Below are 17515 nucleotides of genomic sequence, written 5' to 3' on the forward strand. Positions count from 1 at the left end.
AAAGGAGCACCAACTAAATGAATGTACCTGATCGTAAAAAAGCACTAGAAGCAGCAATTGCCTATATCGAAAAACAATTTGGCGCTGGATCTATCATGAGTCTAGGGAAACACTCCGCTACTCATGAAATCTCAACTATAAAAACAGGAGCCTTGTCTTTAGATTTAGCTTTAGGTATTGGGGGTGTTCCAAAAGGACGTATTGTTGAAATTTTTGGTCCTGAATCTTCGGGGAAAACTACACTAGCTACCCATATTGTTGCCAACGCCCAAAAGATGGGCGGTGTCGCTGCATATATCGATGCAGAACACGCTTTAGATCCCGGCTATGCTTCTCTTATAGGTGCGAATATCAATGATCTTATGATCTCCCAGCCCGACTGTGGTGAAGATGCTTTAAGCATTGCCGAACTATTAGCAAGATCAGGGGCTGTTGATGTTATCGTTATTGACTCTGTAGCTGCTTTGGTTCCTAAAAGCGAACTCGAAGGGGATATCGGTGATGTACACGTAGGCCTACAAGCACGGATGATGTCTCAGGCATTACGCAAACTTACAGCAACATTAGCACGTAGCCAAACCTGCGCGATATTCATCAACCAAATTCGTGAAAAGATAGGTGTTAGCTTCGGTAATCCTGAAACAACAACCGGTGGACGCGCGTTAAAATTCTACTCATCCATACGCATGGATATCCGTCGTATTGGAGCTATCAAAGGGAATGAAAGTTTTGATCTTGGAAACCGCATCAAAGTAAAAGTTGCTAAAAACAAATTAGCACCTCCATTCAGAACTGCAGAATTCGATATTCTCTTTAATGAGGGGATTTCTTCAGCAGGATGCATCTTAGACCTCGCTGTAGAACATAATATCGTGGAAAAAAAAGGCTCTTGGTTCAACTACCAAGATCGTAAATTAGGCCAAGGAAGAGAAGCTGTTCGTGAAGAACTTAAGAAAAATAAGAAATTATTTGATGAGTTAGAAAAACGTATCTATGACATCTCTTCTGCATCAAAAGTAGTCGCTGTAGAAGAGAAGAAAGAAGAGCTAAAAGCGCAGCCCGTAGCTTAGACTATCCTCTTTGGATTCTCCTTCTCTTATTTACAAAGAGAAGGAGAACCTTTCAAATTAATGACGGCAACGACAACAACATGAAGATGGTTTAGAATCCGCAACAGAAGATGAAGTTGCTGAGCAGGCGTCTTTTTCATCTAAGAAAGTATCTAAAAAGCCGTATAAAGCATCACAAACTTCTTTTGAAGCTTGTAGAACCTTATCGCTATCATTATTTAGCAACGACTCTATTAATTCTTTTTCTTCACGAGAATGTCTTACATCAACATCTTGATGTACTGTGAAGTACTCATAATCTTCAGGAGCCGTAAAGCCGAAATACTGTTTTAATCCCGAGATTTTAGTCTCTGCAACTGTAGGGATTTGGCTTTCATAGGTATATAAAGCAGCTACACCAGCAGATAAGGAATCTCCAGTACACCAACGTAAAAATGTATCCACTTTCTTTTGTGCTGCTGCACTAGGAACATGATTTTCTAATTCTTCCTCAGTAACACCTAACGCATAGGCAAAATTTTTCCATAGATCTATGTGATTAGGATGGCCTGTTTCTTCATCCATAAGGTTATCAAGAAGCAATTTACGCGCTTCTAAATTATCACAGCGGCTATGAACTGCTGAAAGATAACGAGGAAAAGCTTTGATGTGGAGGTAGTAATCCTTAGCGTATTCTTTTAACTGCTCTTTCGTTAATTCTCCCTTAGACCACTTCATATAAAAGGGATGATCTAACATATGTTTTTCTTTGATGTTTTTATCTAATAAATCTAAATAAGGTTCCATTAACGCCTCCCAAAAATTAAAAATGTGTAGATTCCCAAGCTACAGAACTGAGGATAGGGCCGTACAGATCTTCAGTTTCATCAATACCTAGTAAGGATAAATCCGACTGCAACGTAGGGGAAGAATGAAAAGTTATTTTAGGTGCATCTTCTACAAGCGCTAATGGCGTATGCTCATCCCCCTCTCCCATACAAAGTACAGCAGAAACCGCCAAGGCATCTAAAAGATTAATCTGTGTCATACGTAAAGGCCGGCCAAAACAATCAGGTTTCCCCACATAACTATATAGAGGAGAAAACCCATACCAACATAATCCTAACCCTAAAACACCCCGACGCATAGGGGTAGTATGACTGTCTACAATAATCACTCCGAGATTTTCTAAATGATAAAAACTCTTTAACCAAGCCCCTAAAGCATTTGTAGAGGCCAGTAAATTCCGGGGATATAAAACGTAATAATCTTGAGCATTGGACTCATCAATACCTGCCGAGGGAATCAAAATCCCTTGTTTCTTAGTTAGATATAAATCATGAAGAGGAGAATAAACATAAGCATCTGACTCTTGCTTGATCAAAGCCTCTTTCGTTGTTGTTTTGGTATCAACAACAGCTCCTTCACAAAGACTCAAAACCTTTGAAGATAAAGCAATTATAGTATTCTCAGACAAAGCAGGAAGAGATTCTTCTAGAATTTCATAGAGATCGTCATGAACATGAATTCTACGCGTAACAATGGGAGAGACTTTCATAATAGCAAAACGTTAAATCTTCTTTTTCATCTAATATCGTCTTTTTCCACCCCTCCAGTAAAGAAAGAGGGAAAAAAGCATCTCCATCATAGCACTTGTGAATATGCGTGACATAACACCCATGCAACATACGATGTTCTAAAAATAAAGAAAACAGCTCCCCACCACCGAGAAGAAAGATCGGAGAGGGAAGGTCTAAATCATGAAATTGCTCTAATGAGGACACCCAAATAATATTCTCAGAGTTTTCATGAAAACTCCTAGAAAACACGATAACTTTACCGTTTTTTATATACTTATCAGGAAGACCCTCGAAAGTTTTCCTCCCCATAATGAGGGGCATGTTTTCTATCATTTTCGAAAAAAACTTTATATCTTCAGGATAGTCCCAGGGCAGCTTTCCTTGGTTTCCAATCACCCCATGAGGATCGCAAGCAACTATACCAAGTATTTTATACATGAACTCCAGACCACGCTGCTGCAGATAATACCCTTTGGTTGGCTTCCACGTCGTGAACACGTAAGTAATTCACTCCTTGCTGTTGCAATAACACCGACAAGCTGACAGTTTCCCAATCACGATCCTTGGCATCGTATTTTCCTAAAAGAGAGAAACATGATTTCCTTGAATGGCCTACTAACGTAGCACAGCCAAGCTTTCGAAATTTCTTCATTTTATGTAATACATTCAACGCTTGGATCTGTGTCGTTCCAAAGCCAATGCCTGGATCAAAAATAATTTGATCTTGGCGTAATCCTAAAGCGACAAAAGCTTCTATTTGCTTTTCTCCCCAGCTTAATAATTGATCAGAAGCACACGTAGTAAATGCTAGCGTCTTATCAGGACGAGGAGGAAGAGAACATGAATGATTAATCACTAATAATAAATTCGCATCTCTAGCAATCTCTGCCATTTCCTTAGAGCCACCGGAAACGTCGTTAATCCATCGGATAGGATAAATCTCCAAAGCTCTTTTAATGATTTCAGGATAAAAGGTATCTAATGAGATATCAGGATATTGCCTACGCCCCGCCCACTTTTCAGCAAGCAGTTTTAAGACAGGCTCTAAACGCGACCATTCTTGCTCTACGTTAAGTAGCTGTTGCACCTTGGGATTAGTCGCCTGTCCTCCGAAATCTATAACCGAAGCTCCCTGGGCAAATAATTTTTCAGCATGAGCAACTGCTTTGGAAGCCTCAAGGTACAATCCTTCGTCTGAAATAGAGTTATCGGTAACGTTGACTACTCCCATTAATAAAGTATTAGGAGAAAAACTGTTGAGAATCATCTCTTGAGGACATGGAAGAAGATGGGCTATTTCCCCAAACGACTTTAAATGATATTCTGAACCCGGTTTATGGAATATTCTCGTAGGACACAGCGAAGCAATAAGAGAAAGTAAAAAAGGCCTTTCTGTAATCCTCTCATGCGGTATCTTGACATCTTCCTGTTGGTGATTTTCATCTCCATACAAAAGAATATCGATATCCAAAACTCTCGGAGACCAAGGTAATGCATTAACATCTCTACCTAGCCTGCGCTCAATTTGTTTTACTCCCGATAACAACTGTTTTGGAGATAAGGTTGTTTTTCCAATAAGTACAGAATTAAAAAAAGGTAAATCCCATTCTTTTGGAGAACCAGGCAACAATAAGGCTTTGGTTTCTAAAATTATAGAGCTTTGCAAATCCTCTATTTCTAACTCTTTTAACAGGGCAAAGGCTTTGCGAAAAATTTCAAACCGATTCCCTAGATTAGATCCTAGTGATAAACAAATGAATTGAGCTGTTGTCATCGTGAGATTGTCCTACTTATCTTAAAGCAAATGGGCTTTAACAAATTGGGAACAGGAGGACGCTCCTTACGTACTTCTAAATCTATTTTAGAAACCTTGTCCCTTAACTTTGATTCTAAAGCATCCATTAAAAGTTTAGATAAGTGCTCAACTAAAGCACAAGGCTTATTAGAAGCAACTTCTTCTATTAAAGAGGTGGTTTCAACATAACAACACGCATCATTAAGATCGTCTGAAACACAAACAGGAGGCTCTTCAAAAAAAGAAAGAACTATAGAAACTAAGATGGGCTGCTTAAAATGACGCTCTTCAGGAGAACATCCAAGACGCACCCACACACGAAAATCTGAAATAATTAATTGATATGGTTCCGCGGTAACACCTAAAGATTATGAAATGTATTTGGTTACTTACCCTTAAAATTTTTTGCTTTACCCGAGGTCGTTTTCTCTTCTTCCAAAAGATCAAGAAAGGCACGAAGCTGTTTTGAACGAATTGGGTGACGCATTTTCCTTAAAGCTTTAGCTTCAATCTGACGAATGCGCTCTCGAGTCACGTTAAACGCTGAACCCACCTCTTCTAATGTCTTAGGCTTCCCATCTAAAAGACCAAAACGATGAATCAAAACAAATCGCTCACGATCTGTAAGAGTTTTTAAAACCTCTTTCATCTTGTCTTTAAGCATAGAATAACCCGTAGCCTCCGCAGGAGACTCCACGCCAGTGTCTTCTAAGAAATCACCGAAGGAGCTTTCGCCTCCCTCACCAACTTCTGCCTGTAAAGAAATAGGGTGCTGGGCAATTTTATAAATCTCCCGCACCCGATCAGGAGTTAATCCTAATTCCTCAGCCAATTCTTCCGGAGTGGGTTCCTTACCAGTCTCCATCATTAATTTCTTAGCACCACGAAGAACTTTGTTTATCGTTTCAATCATGTGCACAGGAATACGAATCGTTCGCGCTTGATCAGCTATAGCGCGGGTAACGGCTTGACGGATCCACCAAGTGGCATATGTAGAAAATTTATATCCTCTACGATATTCAAACTTCTCTACAGCCTTCATCAAGCCCATATTGCCCTCTTGAATCAAATCTAAGAAGGACAGGCCTCGGTTTGTATATTTTTTAGCTATGGAAATCACTAAACGCAAATTGGACTCGACCATTTCTTTTTTGGCTTCCTGGCTTTTGTCCATCCAACGCTGCAACATACGCACGTCTTTTTTGAACTCTTCCAGAGTTCGTCCTGCAGCGACTTCTCTTTTGTGTAATCTACGTTTAGCAGCGTCTAATTTTGCTGCTGCGAATTTATTTCTTTCTGCGCGAACTTTTAAATCATTGATTTGTTGTTCTAATTGTAAGAAAGAATCGTACGCTTTAAAGACAACCTCACCGAAGTCTTCTGTAACATTGTGACGACAATGGAAACAACGTAGGTATGCTTGCGTACGGATACGGCACTTTTCTAAATTATCATTTAACTTCGCAATTTCTTGCTTCGATAAATTCCCCTGTTTTAACGCCAAGAGAAGAGACTCTAAATATAAATCCTCCTCCTTAAGCAAGGTAACCAACTTAGGAAGCAACTTAAGGAAATGCGCCTTATCTTCTACTTCTTTTTCTGAAATAATTTTATCAAAACGCTCCTTCCCATTGATTAGATACTGCGCAATGGAAATAGCTTCTTTTGAAGAATAACGAAAACGCAAAATAATACGTTCTATTTGAACTTGAGCTTTCTCTATTCTCTTAGAAATCTCAACCTCTTCCTCTCTAGTTAAAAGAGGAACTGTTCCCATTTCTTTCAAATACATACGTACAGGGTCGTCTGGAGTTCCCTCAGTACGTTTGGCTAAGCCTTCTAGCTCCTTGGCCTCTTTTTTTCTTTCTTTTTGTCTTTCAACATCTGCCTGGTTCAGGACCTGGATATCCATTCCTGTAAGAAAAATCAACACCTGGTCAATCTGTTCAGGCGTGTCGAAAGACATAGGAAGGATCTCGTTGATCTCCTCGTAAGTGATAAAGCCCTGATCTTTAGCAAGAGAAACAAGTTCTTCTAACTTCTTTTGAGCTTCTTCTTCGTGAGCCGCTTCCGTAGCCTGGCCATTTTGTGTATTCATGAGCATTTAATTATTGGGTTGCAGCAAAATAATAGGGCCCTAGCCTTTGGGTAATAGTTTAGCCAAAGAAAGATAGGAAATCTAGGGATTTTTAATAAGCATGGTCGATGACAGGTCTATCCACGAAAAGCATCTATACGTACCGGATAAAGAACTCCTAAAACATGATTATGCAGAGGACCTTTATTTAAAATAGTTAAACAGTAGTAAAAAGGAATTTGACCATGATTTTTTGTTTTGATGATTATTTTTCCTGAGCGTTCTTTTCGATCAAGCAAACGAAGATCTGTTTCCCACTGAGGCAAACCAGAGATAACAATATCCCCGCCTGCATTTAAAAAATCTTCTACGCCATACCCCGTCCAGGTCTTAAATAAAGAGTTGGCAAAAACTGCCCTCTGGGATTGTGGAGCGTACACAAAAAGCATTCCCAGACTCTCTTCTCTAAGATTATCGAACAACTGACGACATTCTAAAGAATAGTTATGCACCGAAGATTCTGATCTTATATAACGAGACGCCGTCAAAGATGAAGCCGCTTCTGCGTTTTCTACTTTAAAAGCTATTTTTTTTAATTCTGAAAGAAGTTGTTTAGGTTGTTCTTGAGAGTTAACCGTAGCCTGTCTAGGGAAACTATCTACCATATTAGATTCAAGCTGCAACAAATTACGGATTTCACACATCAAATCCTGCACTTTTGACTCCAGCTTTCCAATATATACTTGCCTAACATCTAGCATGTTATGTTGTTCCGTAAAGGTCGCTTGATATTCTTCATTAAGAACTTGCTGATACGCCAAAGCATCAGCAAGTTCACGATTAAGCTGCTGAGCCTCTTCTTCCTTTTCACGACATTCTTGAGATAGCGCGTCTAACTGCAATTGCAGGCATTGATTCTCTTCTCTTAAATGAGCGATCGCCCCCTCCATCCGTTGCGTATCCGCCTTGGTCTTCATAAATACGCTGCGAACATGGAGCAGTTGATTAAGAAGTTTTTGATTTTGAGATCTTAACTGTTGACTCTCGTATTGACGCTCTTCAACAGATTCACATATTTTTCTTAACCCCTCGTCCTTTTCAACAATTTTACGAATTTTAGTTTGCAACAATTGACCAGCTGCCATTTTCAATTGTTTTTCTCTAAGACCAATAGAAAAAAACCATCCCACAGCAGAAATAATTGAAAAAATGAAATAGCTATAATTTTTTTGAGACGCTGAAAGAAAAGGGAGACAAATTAGGGGAAGAAGAAAGGCAGCTATAGGAAAAAGATAGTTATAGTACCGAGAAATCGGGTGAAATTTTTTTTTCACAAACGACATAAAAATTCGAATCCTTGTCTCATTAACTCGCAAAAGTATGCTTTTACAGTCAAAGTCTTTTTAAAAAAACCTTAAGGTTAGTTCTATTTTTTATGTTCGCATAAAAGTTTATTTATCTCTCTCATAAAACACCGTCTTTTCTTCCCTGTTTTTATTCCTTTTTATTATCCTTTCTTTTACAATCCTGACCTTATTGCAAGACAGTATATTACAATTGTTAATTCTTATTTTGAACGATAAGATTGAGTTTACTCTTTTGCACTGAAAAAGCCTTGATTTTGGAGTAATAATGGCACCGAAAAAAACAACTAAGAAAGGTGGCCCACAGAAGCGACCTTCTGCAGAAAAGCGTATTTTAACTGCGCAAAAACGTTATTTGATCAATCAAAGTTTTAAGTCAAAAGCAAAAACTATGATGAAAAAATTTGAAGCAGCTTTAAAAGCTGGTGATCAATCATCCATCACTTCTGGATTACAGTTAGTCTATAGTGTTGCTGATAAAGCTGTAAAAAGAGGTATTTTTAAAAACAATAAAGCAGCTCGAATCAAGTCTCGTGCCACTTTAAGAGCTAATGTAAAAATATAATTTTTTAGGTAAATATGACAACTTCCCTCTGCTCTAAATTTCCTTCTTTAAGACCTGGAGCGTTTTCTCCTCTATTAAAAACGTGCTGTAATAAAATTCGGCAGAATACGGAAGATGTCCAGGATAACGTAACTAGCTGTAGTAGTAAAATTCAGCAGATTCAACAGAATTGTAGTAACAAGTGTCGAAAGGAAATGATGAAACTCCATGACGGCTTATGCCTCTTAGGAGACACACTTGGAACTGTTGGTGCTGCTACAATGATTGCTAAAACAGCTACGGATGCTAACGCTTTAAGCACACTTAACAAACTTTCCTCTTTAGAGACTGCTTGTGGGATAGCTATGGGAGCAAGCAGTTGCGTGGATGTTGCTGCCCTAGGCGTCCAACTTTTCACGGGAGCTATGTTCTATGAAGTTGATGCACAAACTGGCAATTTCGTACTCCAAACAAAAACCGTACAACTAGAAGACGGAACTCAGCGTGTTGTTCCTTCTCGCGTTCTAAGATCTCCTCTTTGTATTGCAGGTAAAATTACTCGACTTGCTTCGAAAGCAATAGGTAGTGTCGTCTTCGCTGACGAATTAAAATTGGTCAGCTTGGGCAAACGCGCCGCAACGTTGGGTGGAGTTGCTTCGTGCTTGTCAGCAGTTAGCTCGGCTTGCTGTGCTGCTGATGATGCTGTAGATATCGTCAGCTTGGTCCGCTCACCAACCGGTGATCTTTCAACTGAAGAGCTCTCAGAGCGTCGTCAAACACTAAGAATGAAATTCTTCGCCTTACTTTGCAACTTGGTTGATTTAGTTACCGAAGGTGTTTGCTTGTGCTTGAGTTTCGTTCCTGCTTTACTAGGGTCTCACGCTCTTCTAATTGTCGGTATTTTCTTGTTACTATCTGCAGTATTCAACTTTGTTCGAGATTTTGTCGGTTTCTAATAAAAATCTTCAAAAGAAGCTATTTATTCTACCCCATAAGTATACTTGTGGGGTTTTTTTATGATCTTATTCAATGTCTCACTGTCCGCCCACACAGATATGCTATGCTTAGCGCGTGTAATAGCCGTATAGAGAATGGATACATCAAAAATTTCACATCCTTTAGGAATAATGACAATCACATCATCGTATTCGCTTCCCTGACTTTTATGCACAGACATCGCATAATTATAAGTATAATAGGAAAACTCCCTAGAATCTATAGAGCGACAGTGTGGGAAGAATAGCTGTTGCGTTTTCGGGCATAAAAATCCTGTATCCCCATTAAATAATCCCCAAGCTTCATAACGTTCTGTAATCATAATAGGAATAGGCAGATTGGGATGTGTTTTTTGTATTTCATTAAAAATCAACTCGTTTAGACGCAAATAACCCCAGGGACCATGACGCATAGGAGTTAAAATACATAATTGCGTTTGAGATGAGGGGGTTTGTATAAACGCCTCTTTGATCTTAGCAATTGCGGAATGCATCGAGGGTAATGGCGTAAACGGAATCGATTGTTTTTCTAAAATAGCTTTCGAAAAATTCTGAACTCGATCTGTTTTTGCCCTGTGAGAAACTTGAAGATGTAAGGCCCTATCAGGGAAACGTGATATTAAATCCTGGAGAGGGTTACCAGCCCCCACGCCTATAGGAGGAAGCTGATTCGCATCGCCTAGTATAATTAAATTATCGGCGATAATTTTTCCTTCTTTGTTCTCTCCTGATAATGTATTTACCAGGCTATGCAAAAGGTTAAACGTTACCATAGAACCTTCATCAACCAGTAATAGATCTACAGAACTACACTGATGATAGACATGCTCTTGTAAAAACCTATGGATAGTTTGGATAGAGACATTATCCTCAGAAATATCATGTTTAGAGAGTATCTGGCGAATATGTGAAGTTGCTTTTCCTGTAGGAGAAACTATAGCAATACGAATTTTAGGATACTGCTTAATTAAAATAAGTATGATCTGAATAGCTAAAAAAGTTTTCCCTGTTCCAGGGCCTCCACAAATTAAAGAAAAGCAGCTGTTAATCGCTTTTTGAAAAACAATATTTTGTTCTGAAGATAGTTTAGGGAGAGACTCTGTTGTTACATTGTACCTTGGAGAGGCTTGTGATAACAAAGAAAGCTTTGAAAAAAGCTTTTCTCGAACTGCATACAAAGAACGTAAGTAAATCCTGTTGTTTTCTATAACAAATAAAGATGAACAAACATCTTCAGGAAGAGCCTTGAAATACTCATAAAAAAGCTTTTCTGAAACCCCAGACAAAGAAGGAAATAAGCGGTCCTTGTCAATATTAAGAAAAGGGTAGCCACAACGCCAAAGAGCAGAAGAAAGAGCAAGAAAGGCAAAGGCTTTTTTTGACTCTGGGGAAGCGTATTTCTTAGCAAAAGCTAGATCTAAAGGTAGAACAAGCTGTTGCTGAACTATATCATAAAGATAATGGGGGATATCTAGACTTAACGAGGGCATAGAGCTTTATGCGTTTTACCCTCTTTTATAACTCGCTCCAAGATCTTTGGGTAGATGTTTTTGGCATATTATTAATGCCTTTTGAACTTTAGAATCGTGCATACGCTGATTGTGAGGAAGAGAATGCAGATAGCCCCAAGCCTCTAAATAACATTTGTTTTCCAAAAGACACAGTCCCAACAAACGATAAGCCAAAGGTGATGGGGCTATCTTTGTAAGCCATAAACTATACAAATAACATTTATGGTATTCGCCTTGAGAATACAAGAACTCAGCGTCTGCTAAAAAGTTGGCGATTTCTTCTTCTCTTATCGTTATAGGAGTTAAACCCTCCTCTGTAATAAAATCTTCTAATTTCAATAAACGTGTTATAGAATGTCTTGTTAACATTTGCCTGTACACCTGCTTTACAAACAGAAAAACAATGTTTTCACTTTCTATATCGTGGTTTGTAAATTGAAGAATAAGACGGAGTAAATTCAGAGCTTTATCATCACAACTTCCCTGATTCCAAAGTTGCTTAGCTCCTTTCATAAGATAATGAACAAGTTGCTGTTTATCTATATCATAAGACTGTATCGTCTCCCAAAGATTTAGATACTTTCTTAAATTAGTGTAGTCGGCATCATCTTGAGAAATAATATCTTGAAGAGCCTCAGGAGAAATGATCAACTTCTCACTCACCCACAAATTTGAATCTAAAGATTTTAATATTGAAAGGGTTTGTTGAGCTTTTGTAGTTTCTACTTCTTTTACTTTTTTAGATAAAATCACCCCAAAAGCATCTATAAGCTTTTTCTTAAGAGGTTCTATTTCAAAAAAAGTTATAGAATTACAGAAATGCGCAACCTGTTCTGGGGAGGAAACAAATCTATCGATTAAAGGTTGAATTACCAAGTTATAGTTAGGGTTAAAGTAAAAACGTTCCCAATTTTTGATTATCTGCATTAAGGGAGCTAGACGCTCTTTAGGAACAACAAAAAGATGGTCCATAAGCATGGAGAATAATTCCTCTTGAGGAATAAATTTCTCATAGGCCCTTTGATCTATCGCATGAACTTTCTTCTTATAAAAGAGAATCATTTCATAATAATCTGGATAAATCTTAAAAGAATGCGATTGTTTTAACTCTAAGAAATAGCTCCTGCTTAACATCAAAACAGCATAATCGTAAGTTTCAGAATCCCAATCACACTCTTTCTTTAACATCTTCTCAATAATACGATTAAGGATGGCTCGTCCTTCTGAAAACTCCCCTAACTCTATCAAACAATGTGCTTCTATATTTTCTAAAAAAAAATCAGAAATCAGCAGTTGTATATTCAACTCCAATAAAGAAGATTCGGAATCCCTTAACTGATTTTTCCATACCGATAAAGCTTGTAAAGCCTTAGTGAAACTTTTCTGTTTATAATGCAAAAGACATTCAAACAAAGAAAGATAGGGAGATTTTGCAAATTGCTCACGCAAAGCGACTGTTAAAATCTCCATCTTTTCTATATCCTCTAAGAAAAACGCATTGAGAATACGCCCCCCTAGCACCTCTTCCTTAAATAAAAACTGCGTGCTCTCTACTTCATCATAAACCTTAGAAAAAATTTTCTCAGACTGAATCATGTTTTTCTGCTTTTGCAGAACAAACCCTTGAAAACAAAGAAGGCATTGTCGTTGTTGACTCGGAAGTAAATGATGGAAAAAAGACTTCATTTGTTCTTTTTGCCCCTCATCCCATAACGCTACCGCTTTTGTACTTTCTGATGACGCTACAGAGGGATTGTGTGAAGAACAGATAAAATATAATCCCCCTCCCATAGCGAAACACGAAAGAAAAAATAAGCAAAACACTATATAGCGAACCATTAGAGCCTCTGCCGGCTTTGTTCAAACCGTTGGTTTTGTAATTAATTTTTTAACTTATTAAAGTTAAATTATATATATTAAATTGTCTTTATGAAAAATTATTTTTAACGAGAAAAAAATTAACAAATTGTAAAGGATTTTTTGAAAAATAAAAGATTTTATATTAGTTATTCGAATGATATAGCCACCCTTACTCGCTTATGCTTACGGATAAAATTATATTATTTGTTACCGAAGACAGTAATATATCTTTGCAACTAAAAGAGTTTGCTCAGAATGTAGAGTATAAGATAATTGTTGCTTCTGCACTTACAAGTACTTCTGAGGCTGATTTAATTTTCTGCGAATACTTGCTTCTCCCCGAAGATATGTTTTCTAATAAAATTCCATCCGAAACAGATTTAGTTGTATTGTTTGATGCTTTTGAAGAAGAGGCTGTTGTAAAAATTCTGAATAACGGAGCTTCTGGCTATTTACTTCGCCCTATAACAGTTAAGGTTATAGATGCTGTTATTCGCGCTTTCTTACGTAATCATCGTCATTTCGAACACGCGATTCCTGAATCGATTTCTTTTGGTGATCGAACATTCCATCTTTTAAGTCTTTCCATAGATTCCCCTTTGGGAACGGTTCATTTAACTCCTTCAGAAGCAGGAATATTAAAAAAACTTCTGATGAATCGTGGTCAATTGTGTTTAAGAAAACACTTACTGGATGAAATAAAAGGAGGCTCCAAAGAAATTATCGCTAGAAATGTTGATGTTCATATTGCTTCTTTAAGAAAAAAATTAGGGGCTTATGGTTCAAAAATTTCTACAATTCGCGGAGTTGGTTATTTATTTTCAGAAAATGATAATTTAACTAACTCACCAAGCAGTGAGCCGACCGCAACCCATCCTTAAAAGAGCTCTTGATTACTCCTTGTCACTAAATCGCCATAACTAGACAATATCTTAAAAAGCTATGGCCCGTCATGATATTTGCGTCTGTTCTATTTTCTCCCGAAGATTTCCCTTTTCCCGAGCTGATTACAGAAGCGTATTACACTTGGGATATTTTAGCATTAATAGATAAAAAATTATCTACACATGTATTCTCAGGGATTCACGGTACGGTAGAGTCTGGAGCTTTTTTAAAAAACATAGAAAGCATAGAAATCGCAGAGGGTGCTTACGTAGAATCTGGGGCGTACATAGTTGGTCCTTGCATCATAGGTCCTCAAACAGAAGTCCGCCATGGGGCTTACCTACGTGGCGGTGTGATTACCGGCACAGGATGTGTTATAGGACACTGTACAGAAGTAAAAAATTCCTATTTTGGTCATTATGCTAAAGCGGGACACTTTGCTTATGTGGGGGATTCTGTTTTAGGTGCAGAAGTTAACCTGGGTGCTGGTGTGCGTTGTGCGAACTTCCGACTTGATGGGAAAAATATTTCCGTTACTTGCAAAGAAGGTAAGGTAGATACTCAATTAAGAAAAGTAGGAGCCTTTCTTGGTACAAAGGTTTCTATAGGGTGCAACACTGTTATTAATCCTGGGCACTGTATTTCTGCTCATACAACAATTTATCCCGGAACGGTCACCTAATTTAGGGAAAGCATTATGGTCGTTATGAACATGTTCGAAACTTATCGAATAATGATAGAAGCTGGTATTGAGTCCTCTTTAGAAGAATTTGGTTCTAAAGGGTTATCGGTACGCGCACCTGTAGAGTATGCTCTAACAAGCGGCGGAAAACGCATTCGTCCTATGTTAGTTTGTATGATTGCTAAAGGTCTGGATATGAGCAGAGATGTTTTAGACGCCGCCTTAGCTATAGAATTTATACATACATCTACTTTAATAGCTGATGATCTTCCTTGTATGGATGATGATGACGAGCGTCGTGGACGCCCTACAGTACATAAAGCTTTTGATGAGGCTTCAGCTTTATTAGCATCTTATGCTTTGATTCCTGCTGCATATTCTCGCATTCGTTTAAATGCGAAAAAACTCAAATCTCAGGGTGTAGATCCTAAAGAAGTCGATATTGCTTACGATATCATTTCTGATGTTACGGATAAGAATTTTGGTGTTAACGGAGTTTTGGGAGGACAGTATGAAGATATGTTCTTTAAAAATGACGGTCCTGAGTATGTCCAATCTATCATCAATAAAAAAACAGGCGCTCTTTTCGAAATAGCGTGTGTCTCTGGTTGGTTATTTGGAGGCGGTGATCCTTTATGCGTTCCTCAAATAATCGAATTTTCTCAAACTTTTGGTCTTCTTTTTCAAATGAAAGATGATATTTTAGACATCCACCAAGACGGTCAAGATGTGGGGCTAAATTACGCTTTGTTATTTGGTTTAGACGCTGCTAAAGATCTTTTAAACTCTTCTATGGATAAGTGCATGATCTTATTAAAGCATCTTAAACAACATGGGTTGAAGGACACTTCAGAATTAGAAATGCTTATAGAATATATGGGTATTCGAGATTATTAAGAAGAAAGAGATGTGATAATATCTGGGTGAGAGGATTTGAACCTCCGCCCCCTTGCACCCCATGCAAGTGCGCTACCAGGCTGCGCTACACCCAGGAAAACTTTATTTTTATAAGCAGGTTATTCCTTCAAATTGGAATTCACATTTCTTAAATTCTGCAACGCCAATTTGGGCACATCTTTCGATAATAGTTTCTAAAGAATCCCCTGCAGATACATCTGCAGATTCTAAATCTACTGCTATAGAGGCTGTGAAAGATGCCCCTCCTTTCTCTCCCCGAACCTTAAAGTTCACAAAAATCCCCTGCTTAGTTTTGGAAATGTTCTTAAATCTAACTAAGTTATTATCGATAAGGTTTTTCATTTTATGACCTTCGTCCTGGAAAGTAATAAAAATACCAACCTCTAAGGTTCCTGTAAACGCAAAGATTATATTTAAGAAATTACTAAGAAGATCTTTTACGCGATTCTTGTTTTAACCTTCCCAAATCACACTCGGAATAATCTACGAATTTAAAAAATGTTTCATATGTAGGATCAAAATTAATAACCTCTTTAGCCATATCTATGGCGATTCTTCGGTAATTTTCATGTCCTTGAATTTGTGAACGCAGCTCACAAAGCCATTGTAAAGCTCTTCCATTGATATGGAAAAACCAGCGTATATTATAAGCTAGAGGAACGACATATTGAGCTTCTTCGGGAAATTCTACGGAAATTTGATTGTAGGCCTCTTCAGCCTTCTCCATAGCTTCTCTAAAATCTTTTTCCATAGGAGTGTCGAGTAATTGCTCGGGAATATGGTATCCTAGCTTTGTTGTGAGTAATTGGCGCTCTTGAGTAAGTATTCTATGTCTTTGGAGATCTCTATAAGCTCCAAAATCAGCAGTAATATCAAATCCAAATTCCAAACATTCTAATCCCCGAGGAGATTTGTGACGGCGATTTTCTCTTGAGGAAGATCCAGCTTCTAAAACGCGAATAAGATCTTCCTTAGGCATCGCCTTGCAAATATTAATAAGCTCTTCGAAGGTATGCTCTGAATAAGGAAAAAGGAATCCCGCAGCTACTTTATAAATTCCCTCAGGATCTCCATAAACCAAACGCACTCCTGTTTGTTTAGATGGTGAAGAACCTTCACTAAACTTCTCTGCCAAACTTGTGAGCTGCTCTTTTAGAGTCTGCCGGTAACCCAACATAGCTTGATGATGGTGATGATGAGATTCAGCGCGGCTGACAAAAGAAGGAATTATCTTCATCAACTCTGTCAAAGAATTTTCACCAATCTGTCGTATTTCTGTAAGATTGTGTCCTTGAATTTTGTGTAACAGTGTTTGCCAAAACCTTCCGTTACCGAAGAATCCCAAGTTCGTTAACGTTGCTGCAGGAAGTAGACCTCGTAAACAATCCAAAACCTTAGCTCTTAAAGAAATGGTATAAGCGGATTGAGAAACCTCGGCTTCCTTAGGATAGATCTTTTCAAAATATGCACGCACTTTGGGAATTAAATCTGTATACGTGTCGAATAAAGAATCGCATGTGCCCAAAAACACATCTTTAAAGGCCGAGGTCATCAAAATGGGATCGCGGTAGTATAAATACTCCCCTTTTACCTTTTGATCGAAATAAACGTATCTAGAGGACTTTTCTAAAGGAGAGCCTCCAATGCGTGCATCTTCTAATATTTTTGCAGCGAGCATAGAAACGCTTTCCATAGCAAGGTGTGCTCCACCCAACTCCCCTATAGAATCATCTCCAAATCCATCAAGAACGCGTCTATAAAAATCCGCAGCTTTATGTATACCTACTTCAAAGTCTACACCAGAATCATCCAAGAAATCTCCACCCTCGCCCTCTAAAAACTCTTTTAAAAGCAAAGAACGTAGACCTAACGTGGATCTAGAATATTTAGAAAATAAAGCCCCTTTAACCACTTCAGGGAGGTTCTTCAAAGCAAAAATATTTGTTTCTAGGTTGGTAACGAAATGAGACAAACTTCTCTTTTGTTCTGAAGAAAACTCATCATCTCTGCTCAACATGAAAAACCTCAAAAATTAAAAAGACTGCCACATGGATTAGAAAAACAAAAACGTTTTTGCTTAAAAAATCCTGTTGAAAAATGGTTGATCTTGTGTTCACAAACATGCAAAATCTTGATTTATTTACAAAGTGAACAATGTTTCAACAAAGTTTTAAACAGGTTAACCACTCAATTTTCTCTCTACAAATTGAGTTTTAAACATTTTCCACACCCTTTAAAGAAGAAGAAGTAATATT

17 protein-coding genes and 1 tRNA gene are annotated in these 17515 nt (G+C 38.0%); 6 read left to right on the forward strand and 12 right to left on the reverse strand.

Annotation, left to right across the window (positions count from 1 at the left end; genetic code table 11):
- Positions 1-17: 17 nt before the first annotated feature.
- A complete protein-coding gene (recA, locus tag CCA_RS05015; protein WP_011006947.1) occupies positions 18-1070 on the forward strand; it encodes a recombinase RecA in 1053 nt (350 codons plus the stop codon).
- 57 nt (positions 1071-1127) lie between these two features.
- Here the strand turns inward: recA and CCA_RS05020 are convergent, their stop codons facing one another.
- The 7 genes from CCA_RS05020 to CCA_RS05050 form a co-directional block, all read right to left on the reverse strand.
- Positions 1128-1856, reverse strand: coding sequence for a CADD family putative folate metabolism protein (locus tag CCA_RS05020; RefSeq protein ID WP_011006948.1), 729 nt, complete (start codon positions 1854-1856; stop codon positions 1128-1130).
- 16 nt (positions 1857-1872) lie between these two features.
- Positions 1873-2607 carry a putative folate metabolism gamma-glutamate ligase gene (locus CCA_RS05025; protein ID WP_011006949.1) on the reverse strand — a complete coding sequence of 245 codons (735 nt, stop codon included), beginning with the start codon at positions 2605-2607 and terminating at the stop codon, positions 1873-1875.
- On the reverse strand, positions 2579-3067 hold the full coding sequence (locus CCA_RS05030; RefSeq protein WP_011006950.1) for a dihydrofolate reductase: 489 nt from the start codon (positions 3065-3067) through the stop codon (positions 2579-2581). The genes CCA_RS05025 and CCA_RS05030 overlap by 29 nt, the downstream gene beginning before the upstream one ends.
- Entirely contained in the window at positions 3060-4403 is a 1344-nt protein-coding gene (gene folP, locus CCA_RS05035; protein ID WP_011006951.1) for a dihydropteroate synthase, read from the reverse strand. The genes CCA_RS05030 and folP overlap by 8 nt, the downstream gene beginning before the upstream one ends.
- The gene (folB, locus tag CCA_RS05040; RefSeq protein WP_041462236.1) at positions 4400-4759 is read right to left on the reverse strand and encodes a dihydroneopterin aldolase; all 360 of its coding nucleotides are present in this window, start codon (positions 4757-4759) and stop codon (positions 4400-4402) included. Before folB ends, folP begins: the two co-directional genes overlap by 4 nt.
- A 50-nt stretch (positions 4760-4809) precedes the next feature.
- Complete coding sequence (locus CCA_RS05045; protein ID WP_011006953.1) at positions 4810-6528, reverse strand: RNA polymerase sigma factor; 1719 nt, start codon at positions 6526-6528, stop codon at positions 4810-4812.
- Positions 6529-6638: 110 nt separating this feature from the next.
- Entirely contained in the window at positions 6639-7844 is a 1206-nt protein-coding gene (locus CCA_RS05050; protein ID WP_011006954.1) for a hypothetical protein, read from the reverse strand.
- 289 nt (positions 7845-8133) lie between these two features.
- On the opposite strand from CCA_RS05050, the gene rpsT reads away from it, so the two are divergent.
- Positions 8134-8430 (forward strand): 30S ribosomal protein S20, encoded by a 297-nt coding sequence (gene rpsT / locus CCA_RS05055; RefSeq protein ID WP_011006955.1) that lies wholly within the window; start codon positions 8134-8136, stop codon positions 8428-8430.
- Between the two features lie 14 nt (positions 8431-8444).
- Entirely contained in the window at positions 8445-9365 is a 921-nt protein-coding gene (locus CCA_RS05060; protein WP_011006956.1) for a hypothetical protein, read from the forward strand.
- Between the two features lie 23 nt (positions 9366-9388).
- Here CCA_RS05060 and recD read toward each other — a convergent pair whose 3' ends face one another.
- Both recD and CCA_RS05070 read right to left on the reverse strand, forming a co-directional pair.
- On the reverse strand, positions 9389-10894 hold the full coding sequence (gene recD / locus CCA_RS05065) for an exodeoxyribonuclease V subunit alpha (RefSeq protein WP_011006957.1): 1506 nt from the start codon (positions 10892-10894) through the stop codon (positions 9389-9391).
- Positions 10895-10909: 15 nt separating this feature from the next.
- Complete coding sequence (locus CCA_RS05070) at positions 10910-12754, reverse strand: DUF1347 family protein (protein ID WP_011006958.1); 1845 nt, start codon at positions 12752-12754, stop codon at positions 10910-10912.
- A gap of 200 nt (positions 12755-12954) precedes the next feature.
- On the opposite strand from CCA_RS05070, the gene CCA_RS05075 reads away from it, so the two are divergent.
- From CCA_RS05075 to CCA_RS05085, 3 genes are all read left to right on the forward strand, one after another.
- A complete protein-coding gene (locus CCA_RS05075) occupies positions 12955-13656 on the forward strand; it encodes a response regulator transcription factor (protein WP_011006959.1) in 702 nt (233 codons plus the stop codon).
- Positions 13657-13727: 71 nt separating this feature from the next.
- On the forward strand, positions 13728-14342 hold the full coding sequence (locus CCA_RS05080) for an LpxA family transferase (RefSeq protein WP_011006960.1): 615 nt from the start codon (positions 13728-13730) through the stop codon (positions 14340-14342).
- 15 nt (positions 14343-14357) lie between these two features.
- On the forward strand, positions 14358-15239 hold the full coding sequence (locus tag CCA_RS05085; RefSeq protein WP_011006961.1) for a polyprenyl synthetase family protein: 882 nt from the start codon (positions 14358-14360) through the stop codon (positions 15237-15239).
- Between the two features lie 21 nt (positions 15240-15260).
- Here the strand turns inward: CCA_RS05085 and CCA_RS05090 are convergent.
- The 3 genes from CCA_RS05090 to CCA_RS05100 form a co-directional block, all read right to left on the reverse strand.
- Positions 15261-15334: transfer RNA gene (locus tag CCA_RS05090), tRNA-Pro, on the reverse strand.
- Positions 15335-15347: 13 nt separating this feature from the next.
- Entirely contained in the window at positions 15348-15602 is a 255-nt protein-coding gene (locus tag CCA_RS05095) for a hypothetical protein (protein ID WP_011006962.1), read from the reverse strand.
- Positions 15603-15684: 82 nt separating this feature from the next.
- The gene (locus tag CCA_RS05100; protein ID WP_011006963.1) at positions 15685-17277 is read right to left on the reverse strand and encodes an FAD-dependent thymidylate synthase; all 1593 of its coding nucleotides are present in this window, start codon (positions 17275-17277) and stop codon (positions 15685-15687) included.
- Between the last annotated feature and the right edge of the window lie 238 nt (positions 17278-17515).

It is taken from the genome of Chlamydia caviae GPIC (assembly GCF_000007605.1).
Taxonomy (GTDB): Bacteria; Chlamydiota; Chlamydiia; order Chlamydiales; family Chlamydiaceae; genus Chlamydia; species Chlamydia caviae.

Coding starts and splice junctions, on each gene's coding strand:
- recA (WP_011006947.1), top strand. CDS start 18: ATGAATGTACCTGATCGTAAAAAAGCACTAGAAGCAGCAATTGCCTAT.
- CCA_RS05020 (WP_011006948.1), bottom strand. CDS start 1,856: ATGGAACCTTATTTAGATTTATTAGATAAAAACATCAAAGAAAAACAT.
- CCA_RS05025 (WP_011006949.1), bottom strand. CDS start 2,607: ATGAAAGTCTCTCCCATTGTTACGCGTAGAATTCATGTTCATGACGAT.
- CCA_RS05030 (WP_011006950.1), bottom strand. CDS start 3,067: ATGTATAAAATACTTGGTATAGTTGCTTGCGATCCTCATGGGGTGATT.
- folP (WP_011006951.1), bottom strand. CDS start 4,403: ATGACAACAGCTCAATTCATTTGTTTATCACTAGGATCTAATCTAGGG.
- CCA_RS05045 (WP_011006953.1), bottom strand. CDS start 6,528: ATGCTCATGAATACACAAAATGGCCAGGCTACGGAAGCGGCTCACGAA.
- CCA_RS05050 (WP_011006954.1), bottom strand. CDS start 7,844: ATGTCGTTTGTGAAAAAAAAATTTCACCCGATTTCTCGGTACTATAAC.
- rpsT (WP_011006955.1), top strand. CDS start 8,134: ATGGCACCGAAAAAAACAACTAAGAAAGGTGGCCCACAGAAGCGACCT.
- CCA_RS05060 (WP_011006956.1), top strand. CDS start 8,445: ATGACAACTTCCCTCTGCTCTAAATTTCCTTCTTTAAGACCTGGAGCG.
- recD (WP_011006957.1), bottom strand. CDS start 10,894: ATGCCCTCGTTAAGTCTAGATATCCCCCATTATCTTTATGATATAGTT.
- CCA_RS05070 (WP_011006958.1), bottom strand. CDS start 12,754: ATGGTTCGCTATATAGTGTTTTGCTTATTTTTTCTTTCGTGTTTCGCT.
- CCA_RS05075 (WP_011006959.1), top strand. CDS start 12,955: ATGCTTACGGATAAAATTATATTATTTGTTACCGAAGACAGTAATATA.
- CCA_RS05080 (WP_011006960.1), top strand. CDS start 13,728: ATGATATTTGCGTCTGTTCTATTTTCTCCCGAAGATTTCCCTTTTCCC.
- CCA_RS05085 (WP_011006961.1), top strand. CDS start 14,358: ATGGTCGTTATGAACATGTTCGAAACTTATCGAATAATGATAGAAGCT.
- CCA_RS05095 (WP_011006962.1), bottom strand. CDS start 15,602: ATGAAAAACCTTATCGATAATAACTTAGTTAGATTTAAGAACATTTCC.
- CCA_RS05100 (WP_011006963.1), bottom strand. CDS start 17,277: ATGTTGAGCAGAGATGATGAGTTTTCTTCAGAACAAAAGAGAAGTTTG.